This is a genomic window from Mycobacterium ostraviense (assembly GCF_002705925.1).
GTDB classification, from domain to species: domain Bacteria; phylum Actinomycetota; class Actinomycetes; order Mycobacteriales; family Mycobacteriaceae; genus Mycobacterium; species Mycobacterium ostraviense.
Genome location: NZ_NKRE01000001.1, coordinates 3,926,114 through 3,950,964 on the forward strand (window position 1 = coordinate 3,926,114; position 24,851 = coordinate 3,950,964).

The following is a 24,851-nucleotide window of genomic DNA, read 5'->3' on the forward strand; positions in this document are numbered from 1 at the left end:
CTAGATCCCACTTGCCTGAGGAGGAGGGGGACCGCTCGTTCTGCCCGCCTTTCCGCGCCAACTGCGGCGCACAATTCCCACAACTGCGCCAGCTGCCCCCTGACCTGCGAGGCCTTGGCCAACCAACAGGTTGGCCGAGGACCCTGTTAGTGTTCCCCTACTGGACCTAGTCTTGAAGACGGATCTAGCCCCCCTTTCCCCCGAACAGGAAATCGACATGCCCGAAGAAGCCTTTATCTACGAGGCCATCCGTACCCCGCGTGGCAAGCAGAAGAACGGATCGTTGCACGAGGTCAAGCCATTGAGCCTGGTCGTCGGCCTAATCGAGGAGCTGCGCAGGCGCAACCCCGATCTGGACGAGAACCTGATCAGCGACGTCATCCTGGGCTGCGTCTCACCCGTCGGTGACCAGGGCGGCGACATTGCCCGCGCCGCGGTGCTGGCGTCCGGGATGCCCGTCACCTCCGGCGGTGTGCAGCTCAACCGGTTCTGCGCATCGGGCCTGGAAGCCGTCAACACCGCCGCGCAGAAGGTGCGTTCCGGCTGGGACGACCTGGTGCTGGCCGGCGGCGTCGAGTCCATGAGCCGGGTGCCGATGGGCTCCGACGGTGGCGCGATGGGGCTGGACCCCGCCACCAACTACGACGTGATGTTCGTTCCGCAGGGCATCGGCGCCGACTTGATCGCCACCATCGATGGCTTCTCCCGCGAAGACGTCGACAGCTACGCGTTGCGCAGCCAGGAGAAGGCCGCCGCCGCATGGTCGGGCGGCTACTTCGCCAAGTCGGTGGTTCCGGTCCGTGACCAGAACGGCCTGCTGATACTCGACCACGACGAGCACATGCGGCCCGACACCACCATGGAGGGTCTGGCCAAGCTGAAGCCGGCCTTCGAGGGCCTAGCCGCGATGGGTGGTTTTGACGACGTCGCCCTGCAGAAGTACCACTGGGTGGAGAAGATCAACCACGTCCACACCGGCGGCAACAGCTCCGGGATCGTCGACGGGGCGGCGTTGGTGATGATCGGCAGCGAGAAGGCCGGGCAAGCGCAGGGCCTCACCCCGCGGGCCCGCATCGTGGCCACCGCTACCAGCGGCGCCGACCCGGTGATCATGCTGACCGGGCCCACCCCGGCCACCCTCAAGGTGCTCGACAGGGCCGGGCTGACCGTCGACGACATCGACCTGTTCGAGCTCAACGAGGCGTTCGCGTCGGTGGTGCTGAAATTCCAGAAGGATCTGAACATCCCCGACGAGAAGCTCAACGTCAACGGTGGCGCCATCGCGATGGGCCACCCCCTGGGCGCTACCGGCGCCATGATCCTGGGCACTATGGTCGACGAACTGGAGCGCCGCAATGCCCGACGGGCGCTCGTCACGCTATGTATCGGCGGCGGCATGGGCGTCGCGACGGTTATCGAGAGGGTTTAAAAGTTATGCCCGACAATACAATCCAGTGGGACAAGGACGCCGACCGCATTGTCACGCTGACCATGGACGACCCGTCGGGGTCGGCCAACGTGATGAACGAGGCCTACATCGAGTCGATGGGCAAGGCCGTGGATCGCCTTGTCGCCGAAAAGGATTCGATCACCGGCGTGGTCATCACCAGCGCGAAGAAGACCTTCTTCGCTGGCGGCGACGTCAAGAGCATGATTCAGATCGGGCCCGAGAATGCCGGTGAAGCGTTCGACACCGTCGAGACCGTCAAGAAGCAACTGCGCACCCTCGAGACGCTCGGCAAGCCGGTGGTCGCCGCCATCAACGGCGCCGCGCTGGGCGGTGGCCTGGAGATCGCGTTGGCCTGTCATCACCGCATCGCGGCCGACGTCAAGGGCAGTCAGATCGGGCTCCCGGAAGTGACCCTGGGCCTGCTGCCCGGCGGCGGCGGCGTGACGCGCACAGTGCGGATGTTCGGCATCCAGAACGCGTTCGTCAACATCCTGTCGCAAGGCACCCGCTTCAAGCCGGCCAAGGCCAAAGAAATCGGACTGGTCGACGAATTGCTGCCCACCGTCGAGGAATTGGTGCCCGCCGCCAAGGCGTGGATAAAGGAGGAGCTCAAGGCCAACCCCGACGGTGCCGGTGTGCAGCCGTGGGACAAGAAGGGCTACAAGATGCCCGGCGGCACCCCGTCGTCGCCGGGATTGGCGTCCATCCTGCCGTCGTTCCCGGCGCTGCTGCGCAAGCAGCTCAAGGGCGCGCCGATGCCGGCGCCGAAGGCCATCCTGTCCGCCGCGGTCGAGGGTGCGCAGGTCGACTTCGACACCGCCAGCCGCATCGAGAGCCGGTACTTCACCGAGCTGGTCACCGGCCAGGTTTCCAAGAACATGATCCAGGCGTTCTTCTTCGACCTGCAGACCATCAACAACGGTGGTAGCCGCCCCGAGGGGATCGAGCCGGTCACGATCAAGAAGATCGGGGTGCTGGGCGCGGGCATGATGGGCGCCGGCATCGCCTACGTCTCGGCCAAGGCCGGCTACGACGTGGTGCTCAAAGACGTCAGCCTGGAGGCGGCGCAGAAGGGCAAGGGTTACTCCGAGAAGCTGGAGGCCAAGGCTCTGGAGCGGGGCCGCACCACGCAGGAGCGCAGCGATGCGCTGCTGGCGCGCATCACCCCGACGGGCGACCCAGCGGATCTCAAGGGTGTCGACTTCGTCATCGAGGCCGTCTTCGAGAACCAGGAACTCAAGCACAAGGTGTTCCAGGAGATCGAAGACATCGTCGAGCCCAACGCGGTCCTTGGGTCCAACACCTCCACGCTGCCGATCACCGGTCTGGCGACCGGCGTCAAACGACAAGAGGACTTCATCGGGATCCACTTCTTCTCGCCGGTCGACAAGATGCCGCTGGTCGAAATCATCAAGGGCGAGAAGACATCTGACGAGGCGCTGGCCCGGGTCTTCGACTACACGCTGGCGATCGGCAAGACCCCGATCGTGGTCAACGACAGCCGCGGCTTCTTCACCTCACGGGTCATCGGCACCTTCGTCAACGAGGCCCTGGCGATGCTCGGCGAGGGCGTGGAGCCGGCGTCGATCGAACAGGCCGGGTCGCAGGCCGGGTACCCGGCGCCGCCGCTGCAGCTGTCCGACGAGCTGAACCTGGAGTTGATGCACAAGATCGCCGTCGCCACCCGTAAGGGTGTCGAGGATGCCGGCGGCACCTACGAGCCGCATCCGGCCGAGGCGGTCGTCGAGAAGATGATCGAACTCGGGCGGTCCGGCCGACTCAAGGGTGCGGGCTTCTACGAATACGTCGACGGCAAGCGATCCGGCTTGTGGCCGGGGCTGCGGGAGACCTTCAAGTCGGGGACGTCGGCGCCGCCGCTGCAGGACATGATCGACCGGATGCTGTTCGCCGAGGCGCTGGAGACCCAGAAGTGCCTCGACGAGGGTGTGCTCACGTCCACGGCCGACGCCAACATCGGGTCGATCATGGGAATCGGCTACCCGCCGTGGACCGGCGGCAGCGCGCAGTTCATCGTCGGCTACCAGGGGCCGGCCGGTATCGGCAAGGAAGCCTTTGTGGCCCGTGCCAAGGAGTTGGCCGCCAAGTACGGCGACCGTTTCCTTCCGCCGGAATCTCTGACCTAGTTTCGGCCGCGAGCAGACGTAAAGTCCCCCGAAAACCGCGGTTTTCGGGGGACTTTACGTCTGCTCGCGGCCGGGCCTCCGGCGCCGCAGCTAACTGCGGGTTAGCCCCGCTCTAACCTAAGCCTTGATTACAGGGGGATTGATTGCAGCGCGCGATACCTGCCGAGGAGCCCATCGGCGGCGAATGGGACTGTCGCAATAACGGTGTAAGCAGCCTCACACACCCCTGGTGGGTCGGGGGCACCAAGGTCATCTAAATGACCGAGCCGGTCGTAGCTGTGACTGCTCGAACGCCACCGGTGGATCGAGCAACACCCGCGAACGCGGCCGCGACAACAACACGACTGCGGGCCGGGCTGGCGTCAGCCTAACAGGGGTCACTGACCAGGGCTGCGACGGGTGCCGGTAAGCCCGTTATCTAGCGCCGATCCTTTTGCGCGCGTGCGCTGGATCGGATCAGGCCATCGCCCGGCACTCTTGAGCGCAGCGGCGACACGACTCTGCGCAGGCGCGGCAGTAATCGTTGTCGTACTTGTCGCACTCGGCCGCGCACGCATCACAAATCTCTGCACACAGCTGGCACAACTGGGCCGCCCAACGCGACCCGCGGGACACCAGCGTCACACACACCGCGCAAATCGCTGCGCAGTCCACGCATAGCCGGGCGCAGTCGGCCATCTTCGCGTCGTTGACGCAACAGTTGTAAGCGCATGCCTCGCACGCCGCCTGACATTCCGCGCACGCATCCAGACAGGCCTGGTTTGCCGTTACCGCCATGACAAATCTCCTCACTCGTCGGTTATCCCGTTAGGGCCAGGTCCTAACGGCTACCCAGTTAGGGTCAGGTCCTAAACTAGCCCCTCGTAAGTCGAGTAAACAATTGGCTTTTCGAACTTTGACCTCCGAGCAATGCTTGAAATCTGTGGATCTGCTTGGGAAGGGGCGTACCTTCCCAGGTGGTAAGTGAAGGTTCCAAGCTAGCTAGGCCGAAGCTAGGCCATAAGCTAGGCCCGCCTTAGCCTTGGTTTAGCCCGCTGTATCCGTGAACCGCATCGAGTCGTAGAGTCGCACGCCCTCGGTGTTCAGCTTGGCGACCGCCCTGGTAAACCCGGCGGGCAGCAACGGGACCAGCTGGGCGCCGCGGGTCAACGCCCACACACCCACCGCGGAGTCCGGCATGATGCTCTTCGCCATGGCTTGCGCAAGCGTGCGGCTGCGATGCACCGGGTCCGCCATCTGCCGCTCGTAGGCCGCGAACGCGCTTGCGTAGTCTGCACCCGACCGCGCCAGTTCGCCGGCGAGTATGTATGCCCCCAGCACCGCGATGCTGGTGCTGCCGCCGACCGCGGCACCCGAGCAGTATCCGGCATCCCCGACCAGGGTGACCCGCCCGCGCGAACAGTTGTCGAGCCGCAACTGCGTGATCGAGTCGAAATAGAAGGAGGGTGTGCGGTCGAGCTCGTCGAGCCAGCTGTCCACCTGCGGGTGCATCCCGGCAACCGCGTCGCGCAGTAATTCCTTCTGCCGCAGGATATCTCGATAGTCATACTGCAGCTCATCCGTGCCCCGGAACAGGAACAATGCGCGCGCGTCGTCCTGCGGGCGCGCGGTATAGATCATGGCAATGCGGCCCGCGCTCAGGTGAGCTATTGATTCTTGTTCACGGGCAAGTGTTTTCGGCACCGAAAGGACCGCAAGGTAACCACCGAGGAAGCGGGTGCGTCCCGAGTCCGCACCGAAGACCAGGCGCCGGACGTTCGAGTGCCACCCGTCGGCGCCGACGACCACGTCGAAGCAGCCAGGCTTACTGTGCTCGAAAGCGACGTCGCCGGTGGAAGATATGGTGGTGATCGAGTCGCCGAACAGGTACTCGACATGATTGCGGCCGGCGCGGTAGTACGCCTCGCTCAGATCGTCGCGCATGATCTCCACGTGCCGGTCGGATGCGGCGGCGACGATCTTGGTGAGGTCGACCCGCGCCGGTCGCTGGGCGCCTTGGCGATACAGCGTCAGTGGGCTGGTTCCGGTGGCCAGTGCCTCGATTTGCGGCAGGACGCCCATTTTCTCCGAGATTTCCATGGCCGGCCGGAACAGGTCGACGGCATGGCCCGCCGGTCTTGCGCAATTGCGGGGCGCGTTCGACCACGGTGACATCAAAGCCGTACGGGCGAGCCGGTACGCCAGGACCGGACCTGCGATGCTGGCGCCCGAGATCAGTATGCGCATGACTTCCTCTTTTTACTTAACGTTCGGTAAGGCTAGCATGCCTACTTACCTATCGGTAAGTCAGTTACGCTGGCAGGGTGACCAAGGTCAGGTCGGACACCAGGCAACGTATCCAAGAGGTAGCCCGTGTGCTCTTCCTGCGTCAGGGTGTGCAGCGCACCAGCCTGCAAGACATCGCCGACGAGTTGGGGATCACCAAACCCGCGTTCTACTACCACTTCAGCTCCCGAGAGGATCTGGTGCGCAGCATCGTGGTGCCGTTGATCGACGAAGGGGAACGGTTCGTCGCCGAGCAGGAAACCCGCGGCGACGTCGAGGTCCGCGAGTTGCTGGAGGGCTATTTCGATTTTCACTATCGCCACCGCCAAGACCTCATGCTGGTGGTCGCCGAATTGACGATGCTGGCCGATCTCGGGCTGATCGACACGGTGCTCGGCTGGCGTGAGCGGCTGGGAAAGCTGGTCTTTGGCCCGACGCCGACGCTTGCGCAGGCGACGCGTGCGGTGCTGGCATTCGGCGGATTGCAAGACTGTTGTCTGCAGTTTCCCGATGCGCCGCGCCTGGAGTTGCGAGCCTGCTCGGTGGAAGCGGCTTTAGCCGCCTTAAATTAGGTGCCTGACACCGGGCTAAAGTCCCAGCTATGCGCTTCGGACTTTTCATCCCGCAAGGCTGGCGAATGGATTTGGTCGGCATCCCGCCCGAAAAGCATTGGGCCCTCATGCGCGACCTCGCTACCTACGCCGACGCAAGCGCCTGGGATTCACTGTGGGTTTACGACCACTTTCATACCGTCCCGCTGCCGACCGATGAAGCCACTCATGAGGCGTGGTCGTTGATGGCGGCATACGCCGCGACGACATCGCGGGTCAAGCTGGGCCAGATGTGCACCGCGATGAGCTACCGCAACCCCGTCTACCTGGCCAAGGTGGCAGCCACCGCCGACATCATTTCCGGCGGCCGGATCCAGATGGGCATCGGCGCCGGATGGTACGAACATGAGTGGCGCGCTTACGGTTACGGGTTTCCGTCGGCCAAGGTGCGGTTGGCTCGCCTGGACGAGGGTGTGCGGATCATGCGAGACGCCTGGCGCGACGGCAAGGTGACTTTCACCGGCGAGCACTACCGGGTAGACGGTGCAATAGTAGCGCCAAAGCCATTGCAAGCCAGCGGAATTCCGCTGTGGATTGCCGGCGGCGGGGAAAGGGTGACGCTACGCATCGCGGCAAAGTATGCCCAGTACACCAACTTCACACCCGAGCCCACGGCATTCGCCCGAAAGTCGGAACTGCTGGCGCAGCATTGCCGAGAACTGGGCACCGACTTCGATGCCATCGTTCGCTCATCCAACTTCACCGCCGTCGTCGGCACCTCGGACACCGATGTCAAGGATCGGTTGCAGCAGGTGCGCGAGCGCTTGGTCGGCTATGTGCCTGAGACGCTGGCGGATTCGATGGTCGCGGGCCTTTCGGATGCGGCGACGGGCACGCCGGAACAGGTGATCGAGCAGCTGGCCAAGATCCGCGACCTCGGGTGTGACTACGCCATTTGCTATTTCCCCGAGGCCGCCTACGACCGTTCGGGCATCGAGCTTTTCGAACGTGAAGTGATTCCGGAGCTGAGTTGATTGCCTTTTGCAATGTGCCGGGTGCTGCCGTCAGATGTCGGTCGTCACGTACCTGGTCTTGACGGGAGGCGCGGCGAGCAACGGCGGAAGCTCCGTCAGCCGGCCTTCGCCGGCGCGAAATCTGCGGTAGGCCTCGTCGTGCTCGACGGTGTCCCAGAGTTCGTAGATGAGCCAGTGGGCTTCGTCGCCTTGATCGACCAGCACGTCGGTACCGAGGTTGCCGTCGAACGCCCGGGTGTCTTGCAATGCCCGGCTCATGACCTCGCGCGCCGCAGGCAACGCTTCGGGCTTGAGCCTGAGTTCAAGTATCACCGTGATAGGCATCGTCGGGTCCTCACCTGGGGTTCAGTTACGCCGGTACGGGCGATCTGGAGAAGATAGCGAAAGGCGGGAGTCCGACGTCGGGGGCGGTAGGTCCAACGCTTCGCGGATGGCGAGAATGATATTTCCGTTTTGTTCGAATGCTGTTGTACTGTTTGGTAAAGCGTCTTATTCTGCGGCCGACGACGAAGGATTGCGCGATGCAGAAGGCACTGGCCCCCGACATCTCGACCTGGCCGAACGACGACCCGAAGCTGATCGGCAGTTGCTGTGGCGACTGTGGCGCCACGACTTTTCCCGTGCAGCAGTGGTGTCCGCGCTGCAGCGGCGCGGACATGAGCGAGGTGTTGTTGCCGCGTCGCGGCACCCTCGTGGCCTGGACCACCCAGGGGTTCCCGCCCGGACCTCCCTATGCCGGGCCGGCCGGCAAGGATTTCGTGCCGTTCGGCATGGGCTTGGTCCAGCTCGGCCTGGGAGAGGAGGCGGTCATCCGGGTCGAGGGCCGGCTGACCGAGAACGACCCGGCCAAGCTGCAGTTCGGCCAGGAGGTCGAACTCACCATGGTGCCGCTCACCACCGACGAAGACGGCAATGAGGTCGTCACGTTCGCGTTCCAGCCGGTCTGAGCAAGGAGCCTGAGATGAGCAACGACGTGGCGATCATCGGCGTGGGCCTGCATCCGTTCGGCAGGTTCGAGAAGACCGCGATGCAGATGGGCGCCGAGGCCATCCGATCCGCGCTGACCGACGCCGGCGTGGAATGGAAGGACATCCAGTTCGGCTTCGGCGGCAGCCACGAGGTGTCCAACCCCGATGCGGTGACCCGGCTGGTCGGGCTGACCGGCATTCCGTTCACCGACGTGTTCAATGCGTGCGCCACGGCGGCCAGTGCCGTCCAGCAGACCGCGGACACCATCAGGCTGGGCAAGTACGACATCGGCATCGCCATCGGCATGGACAAACATCCGCGTGGTGCCTTCACCGACGACCCCGCCAAACTTGCGCTGCCCCAGTGGTATGCGCAGAACGGTCAGTTCGTCACCACCAAATTCTTCGGCATGAAAGCCAACAAGTACCTCCACGACCACCACATCTCCCGGGCCACGCTGGCCAAAGTCGCCGCCAAGAACTACCGCAACGGTGCGCTGAATCCAAATGCCTTCCGTCGCAAGGCGATTCCTGAGGACGAGATCCTCAACTCGGCGGTGCTGAACTATCCGCTGACCCAGTACATGTTCTGTGCGCCCGACGAGGGCGCCGCCGCCGTCATCATGTGCCGCGCCGACATGGCGCAGCAGTTCACCGATAAACCGGTGTACGTGCGGGCCTGTGAGATCCGCACCCGCCGCTACGGCGCCTACGAGGTTCATGCCACCTCGGCTCCGCTGGACGAGGACGCCTCACCGACGGTGTACGCGGCTCGAGCCGCGTACGAGGCCGCGGGGATCGGGCCCGACGACGTCGACGTCGCCCAGCTGCAGGACACCGACGCCGGCGCCGAGGTCATCCACATGGCCGAGACCGGCCTGTGCGCCGACGGCGAGCAGGAGAAGCTGGTCGCCGACGGCGCCACCGAGATCCACGGCTCGATCCCGGTCAACACCGACGGTGGGCTGATCGCCAACGGTGAGCCGATCGGCGCGTCGGGGTTGCGCCAAGTGCATGAACTGGTGCGGCAGCTGCGCGGTGAGGCGGGCGAGCGTCAGGTGCCCGGCAACCCGCGCGTCGGCCTGGCGCAGGTGTACGGCGCCCCGGGCACCGCGTCGGCCACCATCTTGTCGGTCTAGATCGCCGGGCCCAACAGGTCGTCGGCGTCGCGGATGATGTAGCCGTAGCCCTGCTCGGCCAAGAACCGCTGCCGGTGCGCGGCGTATTCGGCATCGAGACTGTCGCGGGCCACCACCGAGTAGAAGATGGCGCCGCCGCCGTCGGACTTGGGCCGCAGCAGCCGGCCCAACCGCTGCGCCTCTTCCTGACGCGAGCCGAACGTACCCGAGACCTGAACCGCCACAGCGGCTTCCGGCAAGTCGATGGAGAAGTTGGCCACCTTGGACACCACCAGCGTGGAGACCTCGCCGCGGCGGAAGGCGTCGAACAACGCCTCGCGTTCGCTGGTCCTCGTCGATCCCTGGATCACCGGAGCGTTGAGCTCGGCACCCAGCTCCTCGAGCTGACCCAGGTAGGCGCCGATCACCAGGGTCTGCTCGCCGGGGTGTTTGTCCAGAATCGACTTGACCACAGCGATTTTGGTATGCACGGTCGAGCACAGCCGGTAGCGCTCCTCGGGCTCGGCCGTCGCGTATTGCATCCGCTCGTTGTCGGTCATCGTCACCCGAACTTCGACGCACTCCGCCGGTGCGATCCAGCCTTGGGCCTCAATGTCTTTCCAGGGTGCGTCATAGCGCTTCGGGCCGATCAGCGAGAACACGTCGCCCTCACGGCCGTCTTCGCGGATCAAGGTGGCAGTCAGCCCCAGTCGCCGCTTAGACTGCAGGTCGGCGGTCATCCGGAACACCGGCGCCGGCAGCAGATGCACCTCGTCATAGATGATCAACCCCCAGTCACGGCTGTCGAAGAGTTCCAGATGCCGGTATTCGCCCTTGGTGCGACGGGTGATCATCTGGTACGTCGAAATGGTGACGGGCCGAATCTCCTTGCGCTCACCGGAGTATTCGCCGATCTCGTCCTCGGTCAGCGAGGTGCGGGCGACCAGCTCGCGCTTCCACTGCCGCGCGGCCACGATGTTGGTCACCAGGATCAGCGTCGTGGCCTGAGCTTTGGCCATTGCGGCCGCGCCGACCAGGGTCTTGCCCGCGCCGCACGGCAGAACCACCACCCCGGAGCCGCCGGACCAGAACGAGTCGGTGGCCATCTGCTGGTAATCCCGCAGCTGCCAGCCATCCTCGTGCAGACTGATCGGATGCGCCTCACCGTCCACGTAGCCGGCGAGATCTTCTGCGGGCCAACCGATCTTGAGCAGCAGCTGCTTGACCCTGCCCCGCTCGCTGGGGTGGACGACGACGGTGTCCTCGTCGATCCGGGCGCCGAGCATGGGTGCGATCTTCTTGTTGCGCAGCACTTCCTCGAGCACGGCACGGTCCAGGCTGAGCAGCGTCAGGCCGTGTGCCGGATTCTTGACCAGTTGCAGCCGCCCGTAGCGGGCCATGGTGTCGACGATGTCGACCAGCAGCGGCTGCGGCACGGCGTAGCGGGAGAAACTGACCAGCGCATCGACGACCTGTTCGGCATCGTGCCCGGCGGCGCGGGCATTCCACAACGCGAGCGGGGTGATGCGGTAGGTGTGCACATGCTCGGGTGCGCGTTCCAGCTCGGCGAACGGCGCGATCGCGGCGCGTGCGGCACCGGCCAGGTCATGGTCGACTTCGAGCAGCACCGTCTTGTCGGACTGCACGATCAACGGCCCGTCGGTCACAAGCGCGCTCCGCGGCAATCGGGTGGTCGGGTCATGGGTTCCATTATCGGTCGCCGACCGACATCACCGAGGTGATGCGATGGATGGCGAAGTCGCGCAGCTTCCCCGACGACGAGTCGAAGGCCATCAGCTGCCCACTGCGGACGGCGATCGGTGACACCACCCGCTGGGTCGCCACGCCTGCGGCGTCGAGGTAGCCGATCAACACCGTGGCCTCGTCCTTTATCGCGCGCTGGAGGAGCGATATCGCGACGGCCGGGTCGACGCGGATGTTGCCGAACGGCGCCGCCGTCACCTTCCGCAACACCGCGACCACCGCGTGCAACGTCTCGCTGCTGGGCCGCGGAGCCGGCCGGTAGGGCCGGCGTTGGTGCGGCGCGGGGACCCGGGCGTCGCGCGGCCGGACGTCGACGATCGCGCCGCTGGAATCTTCGGCGGCCGGAGCGAAGCCCGCATTGCGCAAGGCGGCCAGCACCTCGGCGATGGGCGCGGATGACACCGCCACCGTCGGCGCCAGAGCCCGCAGCTGCAGGTCCGCGGCCGCGGCCACGGCCTGGGCCAACAGTGCGGGGTCCTCACACCGTACGAACGACGCGGCCATGCCGATCCGGAGTTGCCCGTGGCGGCGTGCCACATCGTCGATTAGGTAGGTAAGTCCCTGCGGCACCGGCGTTTTGGAGTGGCTGGTGAAGAATCCGTGCATCCAGTCGCGGGTCTTGCCGACGTCTAGGGCATGCCGGATGGACTGCTCGCTGACCCGGTACACCATTGCGGCCCCGGCCGATTCGACGGTAGCCACCGTGGCCAGCTGATCGGCGAGTTCGCGGTGCAGCGGCCCCGGTGCCACGACGGTCAGATCGGCCTGGACCAGGAAGTGGTCGATCGGCTTGGGCAGCGCCCGCGTCATCGCATCGACCACCAGGGCGGGGTCCGCACCGTCCCGATCGCTGTCCAGCAGTGCACGGCCGGGCGTGCTGATCGCTCCGCGGCCCACCAGGCCCAGCGCGTGGCCTTCGGTCAGTAGATCGGCGACCGGCCCCGGCTGTAAACGCCGGCCCCACCGCGGGCGACGCCAGATCAGGGCGGCCGAGGCTGTTGCCGCATCGACACCGGCACCGGCAGGCAGCTCGGCGAGCATGCCCAGCAGCAGCCGCCGATCCAGCGGCGCCGCCGTCGAGAACAGCGAATCGCTCAAGGCGGCATACGGTTTGCCGTCCGGGCCGCGGCTGCCGAGCAGCGCCGGCCGGCCCGGCAGGTCGAGCCAGGTGCGGGCCAGCAGGTGCCACCGCTCGGCGGCCGACATGGCGGTGAACCGGTCGGCGGCCGGCGTCGGAGCCCAATAGGGCGCTTCGCCGTGGGACGGCAGCGGCTCGGGCATGCCGCCGGCGATCAGCCCGGCGGCGGCCAGCACCTCGAGGATCAGACCCAGATGTGGTTCGTCGATCCCGGTTGCCTTGGCCAGCCGCTTGATTTCGCGCACGCCGAGCCCGCCGGTGCGCAGCTCGGGAACCGGCGTGGCGCTGAGATTCTGCAGCAGGACATCGATCTCGCGCAGCAGGTCGATGACGGCTCCGGCGGCCGCGGCGTCGACGTCGCGTGGCGCGGTGGTGGACACCACCGGATCGGGGGCGGTCAGCTGCATCGGACCGGGTTCCTCGCCGCGGAGCAGCTGCCCGACTTGGCGGGGCAAGATCACCGTCTCAGCGTCGACGCGCCGCAGCAGCCCCGCGGCCAGCAGCCGGGGCACCGGGCGGTCCTGCGGGGCGCCGGGTGCGGCGTCGCGAGTGCGCCCCATCGGCGATCCTTCGAGGAGTTTCTCCAGCACCTCGCGCCGGGCCTCGTCGAGCCCGGCGATCAACTCGGCGATCTGCTCGCCGGTGCGCGAGCCGTCTTCGAGGGTGACCTGGCCCGGGTGCCACGGCAGCGCCGTGCCGGTGTCGGCGGCGACCCGCACCGCGCTGTCGCCCCAGACCAGGGCTCGTTTCCTGAGGTCGGCCAGCGCATCGGTCACATCGGCTTCGCCGGCGCGGTCGCCGATCAACGACAGCAGCTTGGCGATCGGCACGGGTGCGGTGTCGGCTTGCAGCACCAGCAGGGCATCCAGCACCGCCAGCCGCAGGAAGTCGAGGTCGTCGGTGGCGGCCTTGACCGACTGCCGGGCCTGGGCGCGCGCGGCCAGCGCGGCGATGCTGCCCGGTGGCGGCTGCGCCAGATCCGGCCGAAACTCCAGCAGCTCGATCAGCTGCTGGTCGGATAGGTCGGCCAGCCAGGACCCCAGCGGGATCTCCGGGGTGGGTTCGGTCGGGGCTTGCTCAGGCATTGCTGATCAGCGTAGGCCCGACCCGCAACCTTGCGCCGCGAGCGGGAGGAAGACCTGTCAGAATGGATGCCGTGGCTGACAATGCTGACGGCAATGCGCGCAAGACCAAGTACGTGGACAACGGCTGGCCGACCACCGACCCGGACGACCATGCGGTAAGCGAACTGGTGACCGACCGCACGGGTGCGTTGTCACCCTTCGGCGAGTTGGCGTTCCCGCTGCCCGCCGACGACCTGCCGTACGTCCACCCGGTGACCGTCGTCAACAGGTAGGACTCCGCCGATGGCCGAAGCGGCCGATTTCCACTCGGGCGGACTGTCGCACCTGGACGAGCGGGGAGCCGCGCACATGGTCGACGTGACCGAGAAGTCGGCCACCCGGCGCACCGCCGTCGCTGCCGGCGCGTTACGCACCTCGACGGAGGTGGTGGCGCTGATCTCCACCGGCGGTCTGCCCAAAGGCGACGCGCTGGCCACGGCACGGGTGGCGGGCATCATGGCGGCCAAGCGCACCAGCGACCTCGTTCCGCTGTGCCATCAGCTCGCGCTCACCGGTGTCGACGTGGACTTCACCGTCGGCGAGTCCGACGTCGAGATCACCGCGACGGTACGCAGCACCGATCGAACGGGGGTCGAGATGGAGGCGCTGACCGCGGTGAGCGTGGCGGCTCTTACGCTCTACGACATGATCAAGGCGGTGGACCCGGCGGCCCGGATCGACGACATCCGGGTGCTGCGCAAAGAGGGCGGCCGTAGCGGAAGCTGGCAGCGGTGACCGGCGCGCGGTCCGCCCGGGTGATCATCGCGTCGACCCGTGCAGCGTCGGGCGTCTATACCGATGAGTGCGGTCCCATCGTCACCGAATGGCTGGCGCAGCGGGGTTTTTCGCCCGTCGAGTCGGAGGTGGTCGCCGACGGGAATCCGGTCGGCGAGGCGCTGCACAACGCCGTCGAGGCGAGGGTCGACCTAATCATCACGTCCGGCGGCACCGGCATCTCGCCGACCGACACCACCCCGGAACAGACCGTGGCGGTGCTGGATTTCGTCATCCCCGGGTTGGCCGACGCGATCCGTCGCTCGGGCCTGCCCAAGGTTCCGACGTCGGTGTTGTCGCGGGGGGTGTGCGGCGTCGCCGGCCAATCGTTGATCGTCAACCTGCCGGGTTCACCTGGTGGGGTTCGCGACGGGCTCGGCGTGCTCGCCGACGTGGTGGATCACGCACTCGATCAACTCGCAGGCCAAGATCACCGGCGATGACGCTGGTCCTGCGCGCCTCGCTGACCGACCAGCCGATCCATCTGGCCGAGCATGAGGATCTGGTGAGTCATCAAGCGGCCGGGGCTGTCGTCGGGTTCGTCGGCGTGGTCCGAAATCACGATGGCGGACGGCACGTGGTGCGGCTGGAGTACTCGGCTCATCCGTCGGCTGCCCAGGTTCTTGCCGACGTGGTAGCCGAGGTTGCGGAGAACTCCACCGGGGTGCGTGCGGTGGCGGCAAGCCACCGCATCGGTGCCCTGGCGGTCGGGGAAGCGGCCTTGGTGGCCGCCGTCGCCGCCGATCATAGGCAGGCCGCGTTCGCCACCTGCGCACAGCTGGTGGACTCCATCAAGGAACGGCTACCGGTATGGAAGCACCAGTTCTTCGGCGATGGCTCCGACGAATGGGTGGGCTCGGCCTGAGCCCGTGTCTCAGCCGATGACAGTCGGTTGGGCGAGCGCGTCCAGCGCGTCGTTGCCGCTGAGGTTTTGTCCCACGATCGCCTGCCAGAGCTTCTTGGTATAGGCGACGTTCGAGACCTGGTGGATTTCCACCGGTGCGTTGGCTGCGTCGGCAGGCGCTGGTGCGTCGGCAGGCGCTGGCGCGTCCGCCGGGTCGGTCAGCGGCAATCCTGCCTCCAGGACTGCCGGGGCCTCCGGCGCGGCCGGAACCGCCTCCGGTGCCGGCGCCAGGTCGGCGGGGGCCGGCACCAGGTCGGCGGGGGCCGGGGGCAGGTCGGATGGAGCCGTCAGCTCGGCAGGAGCCTGAGGAGCCGGCAGTTCGTTACCGGCGAACTGCACCTGCGGGGCCGGGTCGACCGGCTGTGGAAGGTCCGCGGGGGGTGCGGCGTCGGCCAGCGGGGCCGGCTCGCCGTTGACATCCGGCGCATCGACGGGCGCGTCCATCGCCGCCGGAGCAGGAACGGCGCGGGGAGTGGCAGACGACAGCCCGTGACCGCACACCGGCCAGGCACCGCGGCCCTGGGTGGCCAGCACCCGCTCGGCGACCGCGATCTGCTGTTCCCGGGTGGCCAGTTGGGCCGACGGGGCGAACTCGCCGCCGCCGTGGGAGGCCCAGGTGCCTGGGGTGAACTGCACGCCGCCGTAGTAGCCGTTGCCGGTGTTGATCGCCCAGTTACCGCCGGACTCGCAGCGGGCTACCTGATCCCATTCCCAATCGGTGGCCGCGGCCGCATGACCGGCCATGGCGATGCCGCCGCCGCCGAGCACCGCGCCGGTAAAGGCGACTTTGGCGACGCTGACGCTTGATGTGGTGGGCTTACGGTGACGTCCACTCATACGCTCGGTTATTCCTCTCTGTACACGCCTACGAGGTCAGCTGTCGGGTTCGGGTTGGTTCAAAACCAGAGAGGCCACCCGGCCAGCGTCGTACTCCGGTGAGACGACGTCGGCTTCACCCCAAGGGCCGTGAACGGCCCCGGTCCGATCTCGGCGGACCCGGTGGGTCCCCCGCCTCCATCCGCGGTCGGAACCCCTCACCTACTGGATGGAGCTCGGCGCGTGGTAGGCAGGGCGGGCAAGTCAGTGGTTCGTTGACGAGCCTTCGGAGACGGTAGCGGTTTCAGCCGATCTCGTCACGTGTGAGATGGACCGGCGTTTTGCTCACAGACGCCGGCCAAAACCCCAGGAAGCGCGGCTATTTGCGCAGGTCATAACACTCGACACCGCACCGTGTCCGGCTTGTTATCGTTCCGTTACGTGACATATCTCACAACGATCAGCCGCCGGCGAACGGGGGAAGTACGTCAAGTGTGTCGCCGGCGGATAACGGTGTGGCGTCGTCTCGGACGGCAATTCCGTCGCGCAGATAGGAGCACCGGCCCAACACCGTTGCCAGGCGAGCGTTGCGTGCGGTCAGGCCGTCGACCAATTCGGCCACGGTGGCCCCGGGCCGCAGCGTGACTGTTTCCGACTCGATACCGGCGGCCGCCCGCGCCGCCGCGAAGTAGCGGACGGTCACGTGAATCCCGTTGGCATGGCCCATCGAGCTAGCCGTCGAGTCAGCCACCGATGGCGCTCATCGGACGGTCGGGCTGCACGAAATCCGGATCGTTGATGCCGTGGCCGGCCGGCTTGCGCCACATCGCGGCGCGCCACGCCCGCTCGATCGCGTCGTCATCAGCGCCGCTGCGCAGCAGGCCGCGCAAGTCGGTCTCCTCGCTGGAGAACAGGCAGCTGCGGATTTGGCCGTCGGCGGTAAGCCGGGTGCGGTCGCACGTCGAGCAGAAGGCGTGCGAGACCGAGGCGATGACCCCGAACTTGCCGGCCGGAGTGTCGGGGCCCGAGTCGGCCAGCAAGAGCTCGGCCGGGGCCGAACCTCGCGGGGCCGGGTCGGGCCGTAGCCGGAAATGCGGGCGCAGCGCTGCCAGCACATCGTCGGCGCTCAGCGCGGCGTTGCGGCGCCATTGGTGCCCCGCGTCGAGTGGCATCTGCTCGATGACTCGCAACTGGTAACCGTGTTCCAGGCAGTAGCTCAGCAGCTCGACGACATCCTTACGGCCGGTGGCGGGGTCGAGCACGGCGTTCACCTTGACCGGGGTCAGGCCGGCGCTCTTGGCGCCGGCCAAGCCCTCCAACACGTCGGTGAGCCGGTCCCGACGGGTGATGGCCGCGAAGTGCGCGCGATCCACGCTGTCCAGCGAGACGTTCACCCGGTCCAGGCCGGCGTCGGCCAAAGCGGCTGCCCGTCGTGCCAGCCCGACGCCGTTGGTGGTCAACGAGATCTCCGGACGAGGCTGCAGGCCGGCCGTTACGGCGACGACCTCTTCCAGGTGACGGGCCAACAGCGGCTCGCCGCCGGTAAACCGCACGCTGGTGACGCCGAGCCGGGTGACCGCGAGACCGATCAGCCTGCCCAGCTCCTCAGGTCGCAGCAATTGCTCCCCGGGCAGCCAGTCTAGGCCCTGCGCCGGCATGCAATAGTTGCACCGCAGATTGCAGCGGTCGGTCAGCGAAACCCGTAGGTCGGTTGCGACCCGGCCGAAGCTGTCCAGCAAAGGGCCTTCCACAGGGGCGGCGTCCAGCGGGGCCGCTGGCTCCGGCAACCGGCCACGCACCGTCGGAACGCCCAGCGCCGTCACCGTCATGCGGTCACGCGTTCGATTCGAGCCGGCGCACCGACGGGAACGATCTCTTTGCCCAACGGCACCAACGACACCGGGATCAGTTTGAGATTGGCCAGGGCCAGCGGAATGCCGATGATGGTGGCTGCCATCGCCACCGCGCTGACCAAATGCCCGATTGCCAGCCAGATGCCGAACAGCAGCACCCAGATGACGTTGCCGAGCAGGGCACCGGTCCCGGCGCTCGGCTTGTCGACGATCGCCCTGCCGAACGGCCACAACGCGTACGACGCGATGCGCAGGGCAGCGAAGCCGAACGGGATGGTGACGATCAATAGGAAACAGACCAACGCGGCGACCAGATACCCGATGGCCAGCCACAGGCCACCGAAGACCAGCCAGATAACGTTCAGGATCAGGCGCATATCTCCTCCAGCGGTAATCCCAGCCTACTCAGTACGCGGTAAACACGGATGCTCGGTGGCCGACGATCCGAGTAGGATCTGAGATCGTCATCGCGTCCTGCGCAGGCGGGGCGCGTCTTGGTGTGGAAAACCTAGCCATCCGTCAGACAAGCAGGTGAGAGCAGTGCCGACCGGCAAGGTGAAGTGGTACGACTCCGAAAAGGGGTTCGGCTTCCTGTCGCAGGAGGACGGCGAGGACGTCTACGTCCGTTCCTCGGCGTTGCCGGCGGGTGTCGAGGGACTCAAAGCGGGGCAACGCGTTGAGTTCGGCATCGCATCGGGGCGGCGTGGACCGCAGGCGCTGAGCCTCAAACTGATCGACGCGCCGCCGAGCCTTTCTCGCACCCGGCGGGAGGTGGTCGAGCACAAGCACAGTCCCGACGAACTGCACGGCATGGTCGAGGACATGATCACCTTGCTGGAGAGCACGGTGCAGCCCGAGTTGCGCAAGGGCCGCTACCCCGATCGCAAGACGGCTCGGCGAGTGTCCGAGGTGGTCAAGGCCGTGGCGCGGGAGTTGGACGCCTAGACTAGCCGCGCCGGCTGCCGACGTTGCCGGCGCAGCCGTTCCTGTCGGATCGGTGGCGCGCCACGACACAGTGCCGCCGGGTACCCGGTCTTGCAGCGACACCGACTCGGTGGGTTCGCCGGCCAGGCTTATCCGGCAATGCTTTTCGTGTGTAACAGCGGGCCCGGCCGGGCGGCGCGGCAGTTCTGCACCCGTCCCGCTCGGACTTGGAGGCGCGCGGCTGCGCTGGGCGATCGCACAGTTTTTGCCCCGGCCGGTAAGGGTCATTCGGGCCGTCTCTCGTCGTACTATCGGGCAGGAACCGGGTAATCAACCCCCATGTCGGTTCATCAGCGAGGAGGCCGCGATGGCGCAGCAAGTGCAAGTCACCGAACAGCAGGCGAGAGCGCTTGCCGAAGAATCGCGCGAAAGCGGTTGGGATAAACCATCTTTCGCCAAAGAAATTTTTCTTGGCCGGTTCCCGCTCGAACTCATCCACCCGTTTCCGAAGCCGTCGGAAGCCGAGGAGGCTCGCATCGAGGCGTTCCTGGGCAAGTTGCGGGAATTCCTCACCACCGTCGACGGCAGCGTGATCGAGCGTGATGCCCAGATTCCCGATGAATACGTGAAGGGCTTGGCCGAACTGGGTTGTTTCGGCATGAAAATCCCGACCGAATATGGCGGATTGAACATGTCGCAAGTCGCCTATAACCGCGCGCTGATGATGGCCTCGACGGTTCATCCGAGCCTGGGCGCACTGCTGTCGGCCCACCAGTCGATCGGGGTGCCCGAGCCGTTGAAGCTGGCCGGAAGCCCGGAGCAGAAGCGGAAGTTCTTGCCGCGGTGTGCTGCTGGCGCCCTGTCGGCTTTCCTGCTCACCGAGCCCGACGTGGGCTCGGACCCGGCGCGCCTGGCCGCGACGGCCACACCAATCGAAGACGGCAAGGCGTACGAACTCGAGGGCCTCAAACTGTGGACCACCAACGGCGTGGTCGCCGAATTGCTGGTCGTCATGGCGCGGGTCCCGAAGAGCGAGGGGCATCGGGGCGGCATCAGCGCGTTCGTCGTCGAGGCCGACTCACCCGGGATCACCGTGGAGCGGCGCAACAAGTTCATGGGGCTGCGCGGTATCGAGAACGGGGTCACGAGGCTGCACCGCGTGCGGGTCCCCGCCGAAAACCTGATCGGCCGGGAGGGCGATGGTCTGAAGATCGCGCTGACCACACTCAACGCGGGACGGCTGGCGATACCGGCGATGGTGACCGGATCGTGCAAATGGTCGCTGAAGATCGCGCGTGAATGGTCGCGTGAGCGGGTGCAGTGGGGCAAACCGGTAGGCAAACACGAAGCGGTGGCCGGCAAGGTCGCGTTCATCGCCGCGACCACCTACGCGTTGGACGCGGTGGTCGAGCTGTCCGGTCAGATGGCAGACGAGGGTCGCAACGACATCCGGATCGAGGCGGCGCTGGCCAAGTTGTGGTCCAGTGAGATGACCTGTCGGATTGCCGACGAGCTGTTGCAGATCCGGGGCGGGCGAGGGTACGAGACCGCCGAGTCGCTGGCCGCGCGAGGTGAGCGCGCGGCACCAGTCGAGCAGTCGCTGCGGGACATGCGGATCAACCGCATCTTCGAGGGATCGAGTGAGATCATGCGGCTGCTCATCGCCCGAGAGGCAGTGGATGCGCACCTGACAGCTGCCGGTGATCTCGCCAAGCCCGAGACCGATCTGCGCCAGAAGGCCGCAGCGGCGGTCGGCGCCAGCGGCTTCTACGCAAAGTGGTTGCCGCAGCTCGTATTCGGTGAGGGGCAGCGACCTAAGGCATATCAGGAGTTTGGCCCGTTGGCGACGCATCTGCGATTCGTCGAACGATCGACGCGCAAGCTGGCCCGCAACACGTTCTACGGCATGGCGCGTTGGCAGGCCAGGCTGGAGCAGAAGCAAGGGTTCCTCGGGCGCATCGTCGATATCGGTGCAGAGCTGTTCGCCATGTCCGCGGCGTGCGTTCGGGCCGAGGCTCAGCGGGTTGCTGATCCGGTCGTCGGTCACCAGGCGTACGAGCTGGCAGAAATCTTCTGTGAGCAAGCGACGCTTCGCGTCGAGGCGCTGTTCCACGCGTTGTGGGCCAACACCGACAGCAGCGATGTTCGCCTGACCAACGATGTGTTGGACGGCCGCTACATCTGGCTGGAGGAGGGGATCATCGATCAGTCGGAGGGCACCGGACCGTGGATCGTGCCCTGGGAACCCGGCCCATCCACCGAAACCGATGTGGCGCGGCGTATTTCGACGGCACCCGGGCCTCTCGGTCGAACGCAAAGCGCGTGAGTCCCGCTGAGAAGCTCAGCATCGAACTGGCTCTAGCTTGGCTTGAAATCGGCGAGATCGTTCAGTGCGGCCCGGCCGCCGCCGGACGACGAGCCAACCGACCGCTAGGAGCATGAGCCACAACGGAAACCACGCCAATGCGACCAATGTCTCGGTATTTGTAGTGAGCGTCCAGAGCACGAATACGAAGAAAGCCAGCACAGCCCAACACATCATGACGCCACCGGGCATCTGGTAGTTCGAGGTTGCATGACGCTGTGGGTGTCGGCGGCGATAGGCAAGGTAGCTGAGGATGATCATTGCCCAGACGAACATGAACAGCAACGACGAGATGGTCGTGATGAGGGTAAAAGTGCCGACCACCGAACCGCCGGCGTAAAGCAGCGGGATGGCGGTGAGCAGTAGCACGGCGGTCAGCAGCAGCGCCGGCGCCGGTACGCCGCCGCGATTCAGTTTTTTCTTCGTGTTGCCTTTTGTAGCGTCCTGCTCTCCGGCGTTGACCCGTCACGACCGTGGCCGCGGTGCCCGCGGGGCGGCGGAAACGACGGCAGCACACGGCTATGAGATTCGGCGGGGCCGCCGTTCGACCGTCAAGTGTCGAGCACTTCGCCCGGGGTGTGCGCCAAGGCATGATGGACACCATGGCCGCTTACGTCGCCGGGACAGGCGAATTCAACCGCGACACCAATTACATCACCACCCGTATCACGGCCGACGGACGCGACGGCTATCCGGTCGAGCCGGGCCGCTATCGGCTTGTCGTTGCCCGCGCCTGTCCCTGGGCCAACCGCACGATCATCGTCCGTCGGCTGCTTGGCCTGGAACCCGTTCTGTCCATTGGTTTTTGCGGTCCCACCCACGACGAGCGCAGTTGGACGTTCGATCTCGATCCCGGAGGCGTCGACCCGGTACTCAAGATTCCCCGGCTGCAGGATGCCTACTTCAAGCGTTTCCCCGGCTACCCGAAAGGCATCACAGTTCCGGCGATCGTCGACGTGGCGAGCGGGGCGGTGGTCACCAACGATTTCGCGCAAATCACCGTGGACTTTTCCACGGAGTGGGCCGCATACCACCGCGGCGGCGCGCCGCAGCTGTACCCCGAGGCATTGCGGGACGAGATCGACGAGGTGAGCAGGAGGGTTTACACCGAGATCAACAACGGCGTTTACCGCTGCGGTTTCGCCGGATCACAGGAGGCCTACGACGCCGCCTACGACCGGCTGTTCACCGCGCTGGATTGGGTCAGCGACCGCCTGGCGACGCAGCGATACCTGGTGGGGGACACCATTACTGAGGCCGACGTGCGGCTGTTCACCACGCTGGTCCGCTTCGACCCGGTATATCACGGGCATTTCAAGTGCAATCGAAGCAAGCTGTCCGAGATGCCGGTGTTGTGGGCCTATGCCCGAGACCTGTTCCAGACGCCGGGTTTTGGCGATACCGTCGACTTCACTCAGATCAAGCAGCACTACTACATCGTGCACGCCGACATCAACCCGACCCGCATAGTGCCCAAGGGCCCGGACTTGGCCGGTTGGTTGTCACCGCATGGTCGGGAGGCCTTGGGCGGCAGGCCTTTCGGCGATGGGACGCCACCAGGACCGCCGGTCGAGGGGGAATGGGTGCCGGCGGGTCACGGGGCGTAGGGCGATTGGGGCGTCGACGTGTCCGGCTGAAAAGAGTTGACGGGCATGCCGCCCTGGTATGGCTGCCGCGTCTGAGGAATCAGTCCGCTGCGTCACCTTTGAGCTTGTGGGCTTGTCGTTCTCCGGCGGGCGTGAGGCCCAGCCAGATCGTGAATTCCCACAGATCAGGCTCATCGTATTTGCTGACGAACAGGTTGGAGACGCGCTCCATAGCAGCGTCCACCGAGAGGTCCCACCCTGCGAACCTTTCGCCCGGGTAGGGCAGGCCCCCAATTTGCATGAGCTCGTCTTCCAAGAGCGATCGGATGGTCCGCAGGGCGAACTGTTGTCGGGCGGGAATTGTGGTAGCGAGGTTGTCGCGGGTGATGGCCGATTCGATCTGAGCCAGCGGCACCAGGTCGTACAGCGCACTGATCAGCAGTTCCGCCCGCAGCCGGTCTTGCGCCGTTTCAATTGGCTGGGTCTCCGGCCGTCTATTCTCGTCGGGTCGAGTCATAATTCTCCGTCTTTGTTGGTGTGCTTGGGCTTTCGCTGGTCGGCGACCGGTCGGAGTCAACGTCAGGGCGTCATCCGGGGTTGAATTCGTCGAGGTCGGGTAACTCGTCCTTGCCCAGCACCGGGGGCCCGTGGTGGCTGTGGGGCGGGTGAACAGGGTGTGGCACGGATTCCGGCGGTACCGGGCCGATCCCGACCAGTGGCGGTGCGCGACCGGGCGTCGGCGCGGCCGGTGGGCGCGTCGCGGCTGGGGGTTCGACCGGCGCTTGGACCACTGGCACCTCGGGTGGCGCTGGCCTGACAGGTGCGGGAATGTCTGGCACGCCCCCTTGCGGGTTGATATGCACCTTTGTGTAGTCCCTTTGCTGGGGAACCGGACATCAAGGACGGGCTTTCCGGTCGATTCGGCAGCCCAGCGTTGCCCAATCGTTGTGCCGTCCGGAAGTCGATATCGGGTGCCTTTGCTGGGATCGCCATAGCCGTTGGGGATTTCTACCCCGTTCTGTTGGGCCCACTTCCACAGGTTCTGAAGGTCTTCTGGTGAGCGGATCTCCCTGATATCAGGGGAATTACCGACGGGCAATTTATCCAGCACCTTGCGAATATCGTCGGCGCTCGGACCGGTGGCAGGTTCCGGGGGCGGCGCCGGCGTCGGGTCCTGTTTCCAGGTGCGGTTGTCGACGGCCTGGACGCGGTTGCCCTGTGGCGGTGCGGCGGGGACAGGCGTTGGCGGGACGGCGTGTCGGACGCCGGCCACGGCGGCGGTGACTTTGGCGGCGACTTGCCGATCGAGCCCGACCAGCTGGACGGCTCGTTGGCGGATGTCGCCGGCGAAGGCTTGTGCCTGGGCTTGACGCGCGGCACGCTGCGCGGCCGACCCACCCCTGCTTCGATCTGTGACCGACAGGTCCTCGCCGACATCGAATCCCGCCGCGCGGGCATCCTGGACCGCGTAGCGCACCCCCGAGCGCGCCGCATACAGATCCGAGGCTCCGCTGCGGGCCACTTTGGCCGCCTCATGCAACTGGTCGGCCACCGCGCTGGTCGTCAGCATGTCGGAATGCGTTTCGGTGCGCAGCGTGTCGGCTGCCGCGCCTCGCCAATCCACCGCTAGCGCGTCTCGCCAGACCTGGTTGGCCATCCCGTAGCAGCGTCCACCGACAGCCTCCCAGTGGTCAGCGGCCTCGGTGAGATGCTCGGTGGGCCAGGCCAACAGCTGCGAAAGGGTGGGAAACGCGGCGACCGCTGACATGTGCTAGGCGCGGATCACCGGACTGGCCACGGCGGCCAGCATGTTTCCCACCTTGTCTCGTTGGCAACGTAGCGAGTATCAGCCTCGACGACATGGGTGGCCCGGGCGATCACCCGTGCGGCGAGCGCCGCCGAGAACGCCGTGACATCGGCGTGGGCGCCGTCGACCGCGACAGCGCTGGCTTGACCCGACAAACCCAGCCCCGGCGGAGCCACTGTCGCGTTCAGTTCGCCCGCCGCAGCGCCCCAGCGGGTGGCCATGGTCTGCAGACCACCGCTATCGACGCGCAGATGCTGCTGCATGGC

At 66.3% G+C, this 24,851-nt stretch carries 23 protein-coding genes, 2 pseudogenes and 1 riboswitch; of the genes and pseudogenes, 13 read left to right on the plus strand and 12 right to left on the minus strand.

Going from position 1 to position 24,851, the window contains the following annotated elements; genetic code table 11:
- Positions 1–217 precede the first annotated feature (217 nt).
- Entirely contained in the window at positions 218–1,429 is a 1,212-nt protein-coding gene (locus CDN38_RS18405) for an acetyl-CoA C-acetyltransferase (protein WP_075512091.1), read from the plus strand.
- A gap of 5 nt (positions 1,430–1,434) precedes the next feature.
- Positions 1,435–3,594 (plus strand): 3-hydroxyacyl-CoA dehydrogenase NAD-binding domain-containing protein, encoded by a 2,160-nt coding sequence (locus tag CDN38_RS18410; RefSeq protein ID WP_075512092.1) that lies wholly within the window; start codon positions 1,435–1,437, stop codon positions 3,592–3,594.
- A gap of 456 nt (positions 3,595–4,050) precedes the next feature.
- On the opposite strand, the gene CDN38_RS32465 is transcribed toward CDN38_RS18410, so the two are convergent.
- Positions 4,051–4,371: a four-helix bundle copper-binding protein gene (locus CDN38_RS32465; protein WP_082277277.1), complete on the minus strand. Its 321-nt coding sequence runs from the start codon at positions 4,369–4,371 to the stop codon at positions 4,051–4,053.
- Positions 4,372–4,620: 249 nt separating this feature from the next.
- Positions 4,621–5,820 (minus strand): annotated as a pseudogene (locus CDN38_RS18420) (FAD-dependent monooxygenase).
- 77 nt (positions 5,821–5,897) lie between these two features.
- On the opposite strand from CDN38_RS18420, the gene CDN38_RS18425 reads away from it, so the two are divergent.
- A complete protein-coding gene (locus CDN38_RS18425; RefSeq protein WP_075512093.1) occupies positions 5,898–6,431 on the plus strand; it encodes a TetR/AcrR family transcriptional regulator in 534 nt (177 codons plus the stop codon).
- Positions 6,432–6,460: 29 nt separating this feature from the next.
- The gene (locus CDN38_RS18430; protein ID WP_075512094.1) at positions 6,461–7,444 is read left to right on the plus strand and encodes an LLM class F420-dependent oxidoreductase; all 984 of its coding nucleotides are present in this window, start codon (positions 6,461–6,463) and stop codon (positions 7,442–7,444) included.
- Between the two features lie 30 nt (positions 7,445–7,474).
- Here CDN38_RS18430 and CDN38_RS18435 read toward each other — a convergent pair whose 3' ends face one another.
- Positions 7,475–7,768 carry a putative quinol monooxygenase gene (locus CDN38_RS18435; protein ID WP_075512095.1) on the minus strand — a complete coding sequence of 98 codons (294 nt, stop codon included), beginning with the start codon at positions 7,766–7,768 and terminating at the stop codon, positions 7,475–7,477.
- A gap of 197 nt (positions 7,769–7,965) precedes the next feature.
- On the opposite strand from CDN38_RS18435, the gene CDN38_RS18440 reads away from it, so the two are divergent.
- Entirely contained in the window at positions 7,966–8,391 is a 426-nt protein-coding gene (locus CDN38_RS18440; protein ID WP_075512096.1) for a Zn-ribbon domain-containing OB-fold protein, read from the plus strand.
- Positions 8,392–8,405: 14 nt separating this feature from the next.
- Positions 8,406–9,551, plus strand: coding sequence for a thiolase family protein (locus tag CDN38_RS18445; protein ID WP_075512097.1), 1,146 nt, complete (start codon positions 8,406–8,408; stop codon positions 9,549–9,551).
- Here CDN38_RS18445 and CDN38_RS18450 read toward each other — a convergent pair.
- Together CDN38_RS18450 and CDN38_RS18455 are read right to left on the minus strand one after the other, a co-directional pair.
- A complete protein-coding gene (locus tag CDN38_RS18450) occupies positions 9,548–11,197 on the minus strand; it encodes a DNA repair helicase XPB (protein WP_075512098.1) in 1,650 nt (549 codons plus the stop codon). The genes CDN38_RS18445 and CDN38_RS18450 overlap by 4 nt on opposite strands.
- A 43-nt stretch (positions 11,198–11,240) precedes the next feature.
- Positions 11,241–13,517, minus strand: coding sequence for a helicase-associated domain-containing protein (locus tag CDN38_RS18455; RefSeq protein ID WP_075512099.1), 2,277 nt, complete (start codon positions 13,515–13,517; stop codon positions 11,241–11,243).
- A gap of 71 nt (positions 13,518–13,588) precedes the next feature.
- On the opposite strand from CDN38_RS18455, the gene CDN38_RS18460 reads away from it, so the two are divergent.
- The 4 genes from CDN38_RS18460 to CDN38_RS18475 are packed head-to-tail and all read left to right on the plus strand — an operon-like array spanning position 13,589 to position 15,195.
- Entirely contained in the window at positions 13,589–13,789 is a 201-nt protein-coding gene (locus tag CDN38_RS18460; protein ID WP_099319423.1) for a hypothetical protein, read from the plus strand.
- Positions 13,790–13,799: 10 nt separating this feature from the next.
- The gene (moaC, locus tag CDN38_RS18465) at positions 13,800–14,291 is read left to right on the plus strand and encodes a cyclic pyranopterin monophosphate synthase MoaC (RefSeq protein WP_075512100.1); all 492 of its coding nucleotides are present in this window, start codon (positions 13,800–13,802) and stop codon (positions 14,289–14,291) included.
- Entirely contained in the window at positions 14,288–14,773 is a 486-nt protein-coding gene (locus tag CDN38_RS18470; RefSeq protein WP_075512101.1) for a MogA/MoaB family molybdenum cofactor biosynthesis protein, read from the plus strand. Before moaC ends, CDN38_RS18470 begins: the two co-directional genes overlap by 4 nt.
- Positions 14,770–15,195: a molybdenum cofactor biosynthesis protein MoaE gene (locus CDN38_RS18475; RefSeq protein ID WP_075512102.1), complete on the plus strand. Its 426-nt coding sequence runs from the start codon at positions 14,770–14,772 to the stop codon at positions 15,193–15,195. The genes CDN38_RS18470 and CDN38_RS18475 overlap by 4 nt, the downstream gene beginning before the upstream one ends.
- 9 nt (positions 15,196–15,204) lie before the next feature.
- Here CDN38_RS18475 and CDN38_RS18480 read toward each other — a convergent pair whose 3' ends face one another.
- The 4 genes from CDN38_RS18480 to CDN38_RS18495 all read right to left on the minus strand — a co-directional run bounded on the left by CDN38_RS18480 (position 15,205) and on the right by CDN38_RS18495 (position 18,280).
- On the minus strand, positions 15,205–16,071 hold the full coding sequence (locus CDN38_RS18480) for a transglycosylase family protein (protein ID WP_075512103.1): 867 nt from the start codon (positions 16,069–16,071) through the stop codon (positions 15,205–15,207).
- A 9-nt stretch (positions 16,072–16,080) separates the two neighbouring features.
- Positions 16,081–16,302: riboswitch (cyclic di-AMP (ydaO/yuaA leader) on the minus strand.
- 208 nt (positions 16,303–16,510) lie between these two features.
- Positions 16,511–16,777: a MoaD/ThiS family protein gene (locus CDN38_RS18485; RefSeq protein ID WP_075512104.1), complete on the minus strand. Its 267-nt coding sequence runs from the start codon at positions 16,775–16,777 to the stop codon at positions 16,511–16,513.
- A 16-nt stretch (positions 16,778–16,793) separates the two neighbouring features.
- Positions 16,794–17,879: a GTP 3',8-cyclase MoaA gene (gene moaA, locus CDN38_RS18490; RefSeq protein ID WP_075512105.1), complete on the minus strand. Its 1,086-nt coding sequence runs from the start codon at positions 17,877–17,879 to the stop codon at positions 16,794–16,796.
- The gene (locus CDN38_RS18495; protein ID WP_075512106.1) at positions 17,876–18,280 is read right to left on the minus strand and encodes a YccF domain-containing protein; all 405 of its coding nucleotides are present in this window, start codon (positions 18,278–18,280) and stop codon (positions 17,876–17,878) included. Before CDN38_RS18495 ends, moaA begins: the two co-directional genes overlap by 4 nt.
- Before the next feature lie 163 nt (positions 18,281–18,443).
- Here CDN38_RS18495 and CDN38_RS18500 point away from each other — a divergent pair, with 163 nt between their 5' ends.
- Positions 18,444–18,848, plus strand: a complete 405-nt coding sequence (locus CDN38_RS18500; RefSeq protein WP_075512107.1) for a cold-shock protein — start codon at positions 18,444–18,446, stop codon at positions 18,846–18,848.
- Positions 18,849–19,194: 346 nt separating this feature from the next.
- Positions 19,195–21,153: an acyl-CoA dehydrogenase family protein gene (locus tag CDN38_RS18505; RefSeq protein WP_075512108.1), complete on the plus strand. Its 1,959-nt coding sequence runs from the start codon at positions 19,195–19,197 to the stop codon at positions 21,151–21,153.
- 15 nt (positions 21,154–21,168) lie between these two features.
- On the opposite strand, the pseudogene CDN38_RS18510 reads toward CDN38_RS18505, so the two are convergent.
- Positions 21,169–21,609 (minus strand): annotated as a pseudogene (locus CDN38_RS18510) (D-serine/D-alanine/glycine transporter); the annotation flags it as partial.
- A gap of 185 nt (positions 21,610–21,794) precedes the next feature.
- Between CDN38_RS18510 and CDN38_RS18515 the strand changes: the two are divergent.
- Entirely contained in the window at positions 21,795–22,799 is a 1,005-nt protein-coding gene (locus CDN38_RS18515) for a glutathione S-transferase family protein (protein WP_075512147.1), read from the plus strand.
- A 79-nt stretch (positions 22,800–22,878) separates the two neighbouring features.
- On the opposite strand, the gene CDN38_RS33090 is transcribed toward CDN38_RS18515, so the two are convergent.
- Complete coding sequence (locus CDN38_RS33090; RefSeq protein WP_408633019.1) at positions 22,879–24,546, minus strand: hypothetical protein; 1,668 nt, start codon at positions 24,544–24,546, stop codon at positions 22,879–22,881.
- Between the two features lie 14 nt (positions 24,547–24,560).
- The gene (locus CDN38_RS18525; protein WP_233026932.1) at positions 24,561–24,848 is read right to left on the minus strand and encodes a hypothetical protein; all 288 of its coding nucleotides are present in this window, start codon (positions 24,846–24,848) and stop codon (positions 24,561–24,563) included.
- Between the last annotated feature and the right edge of the window lie 3 nt (positions 24,849–24,851).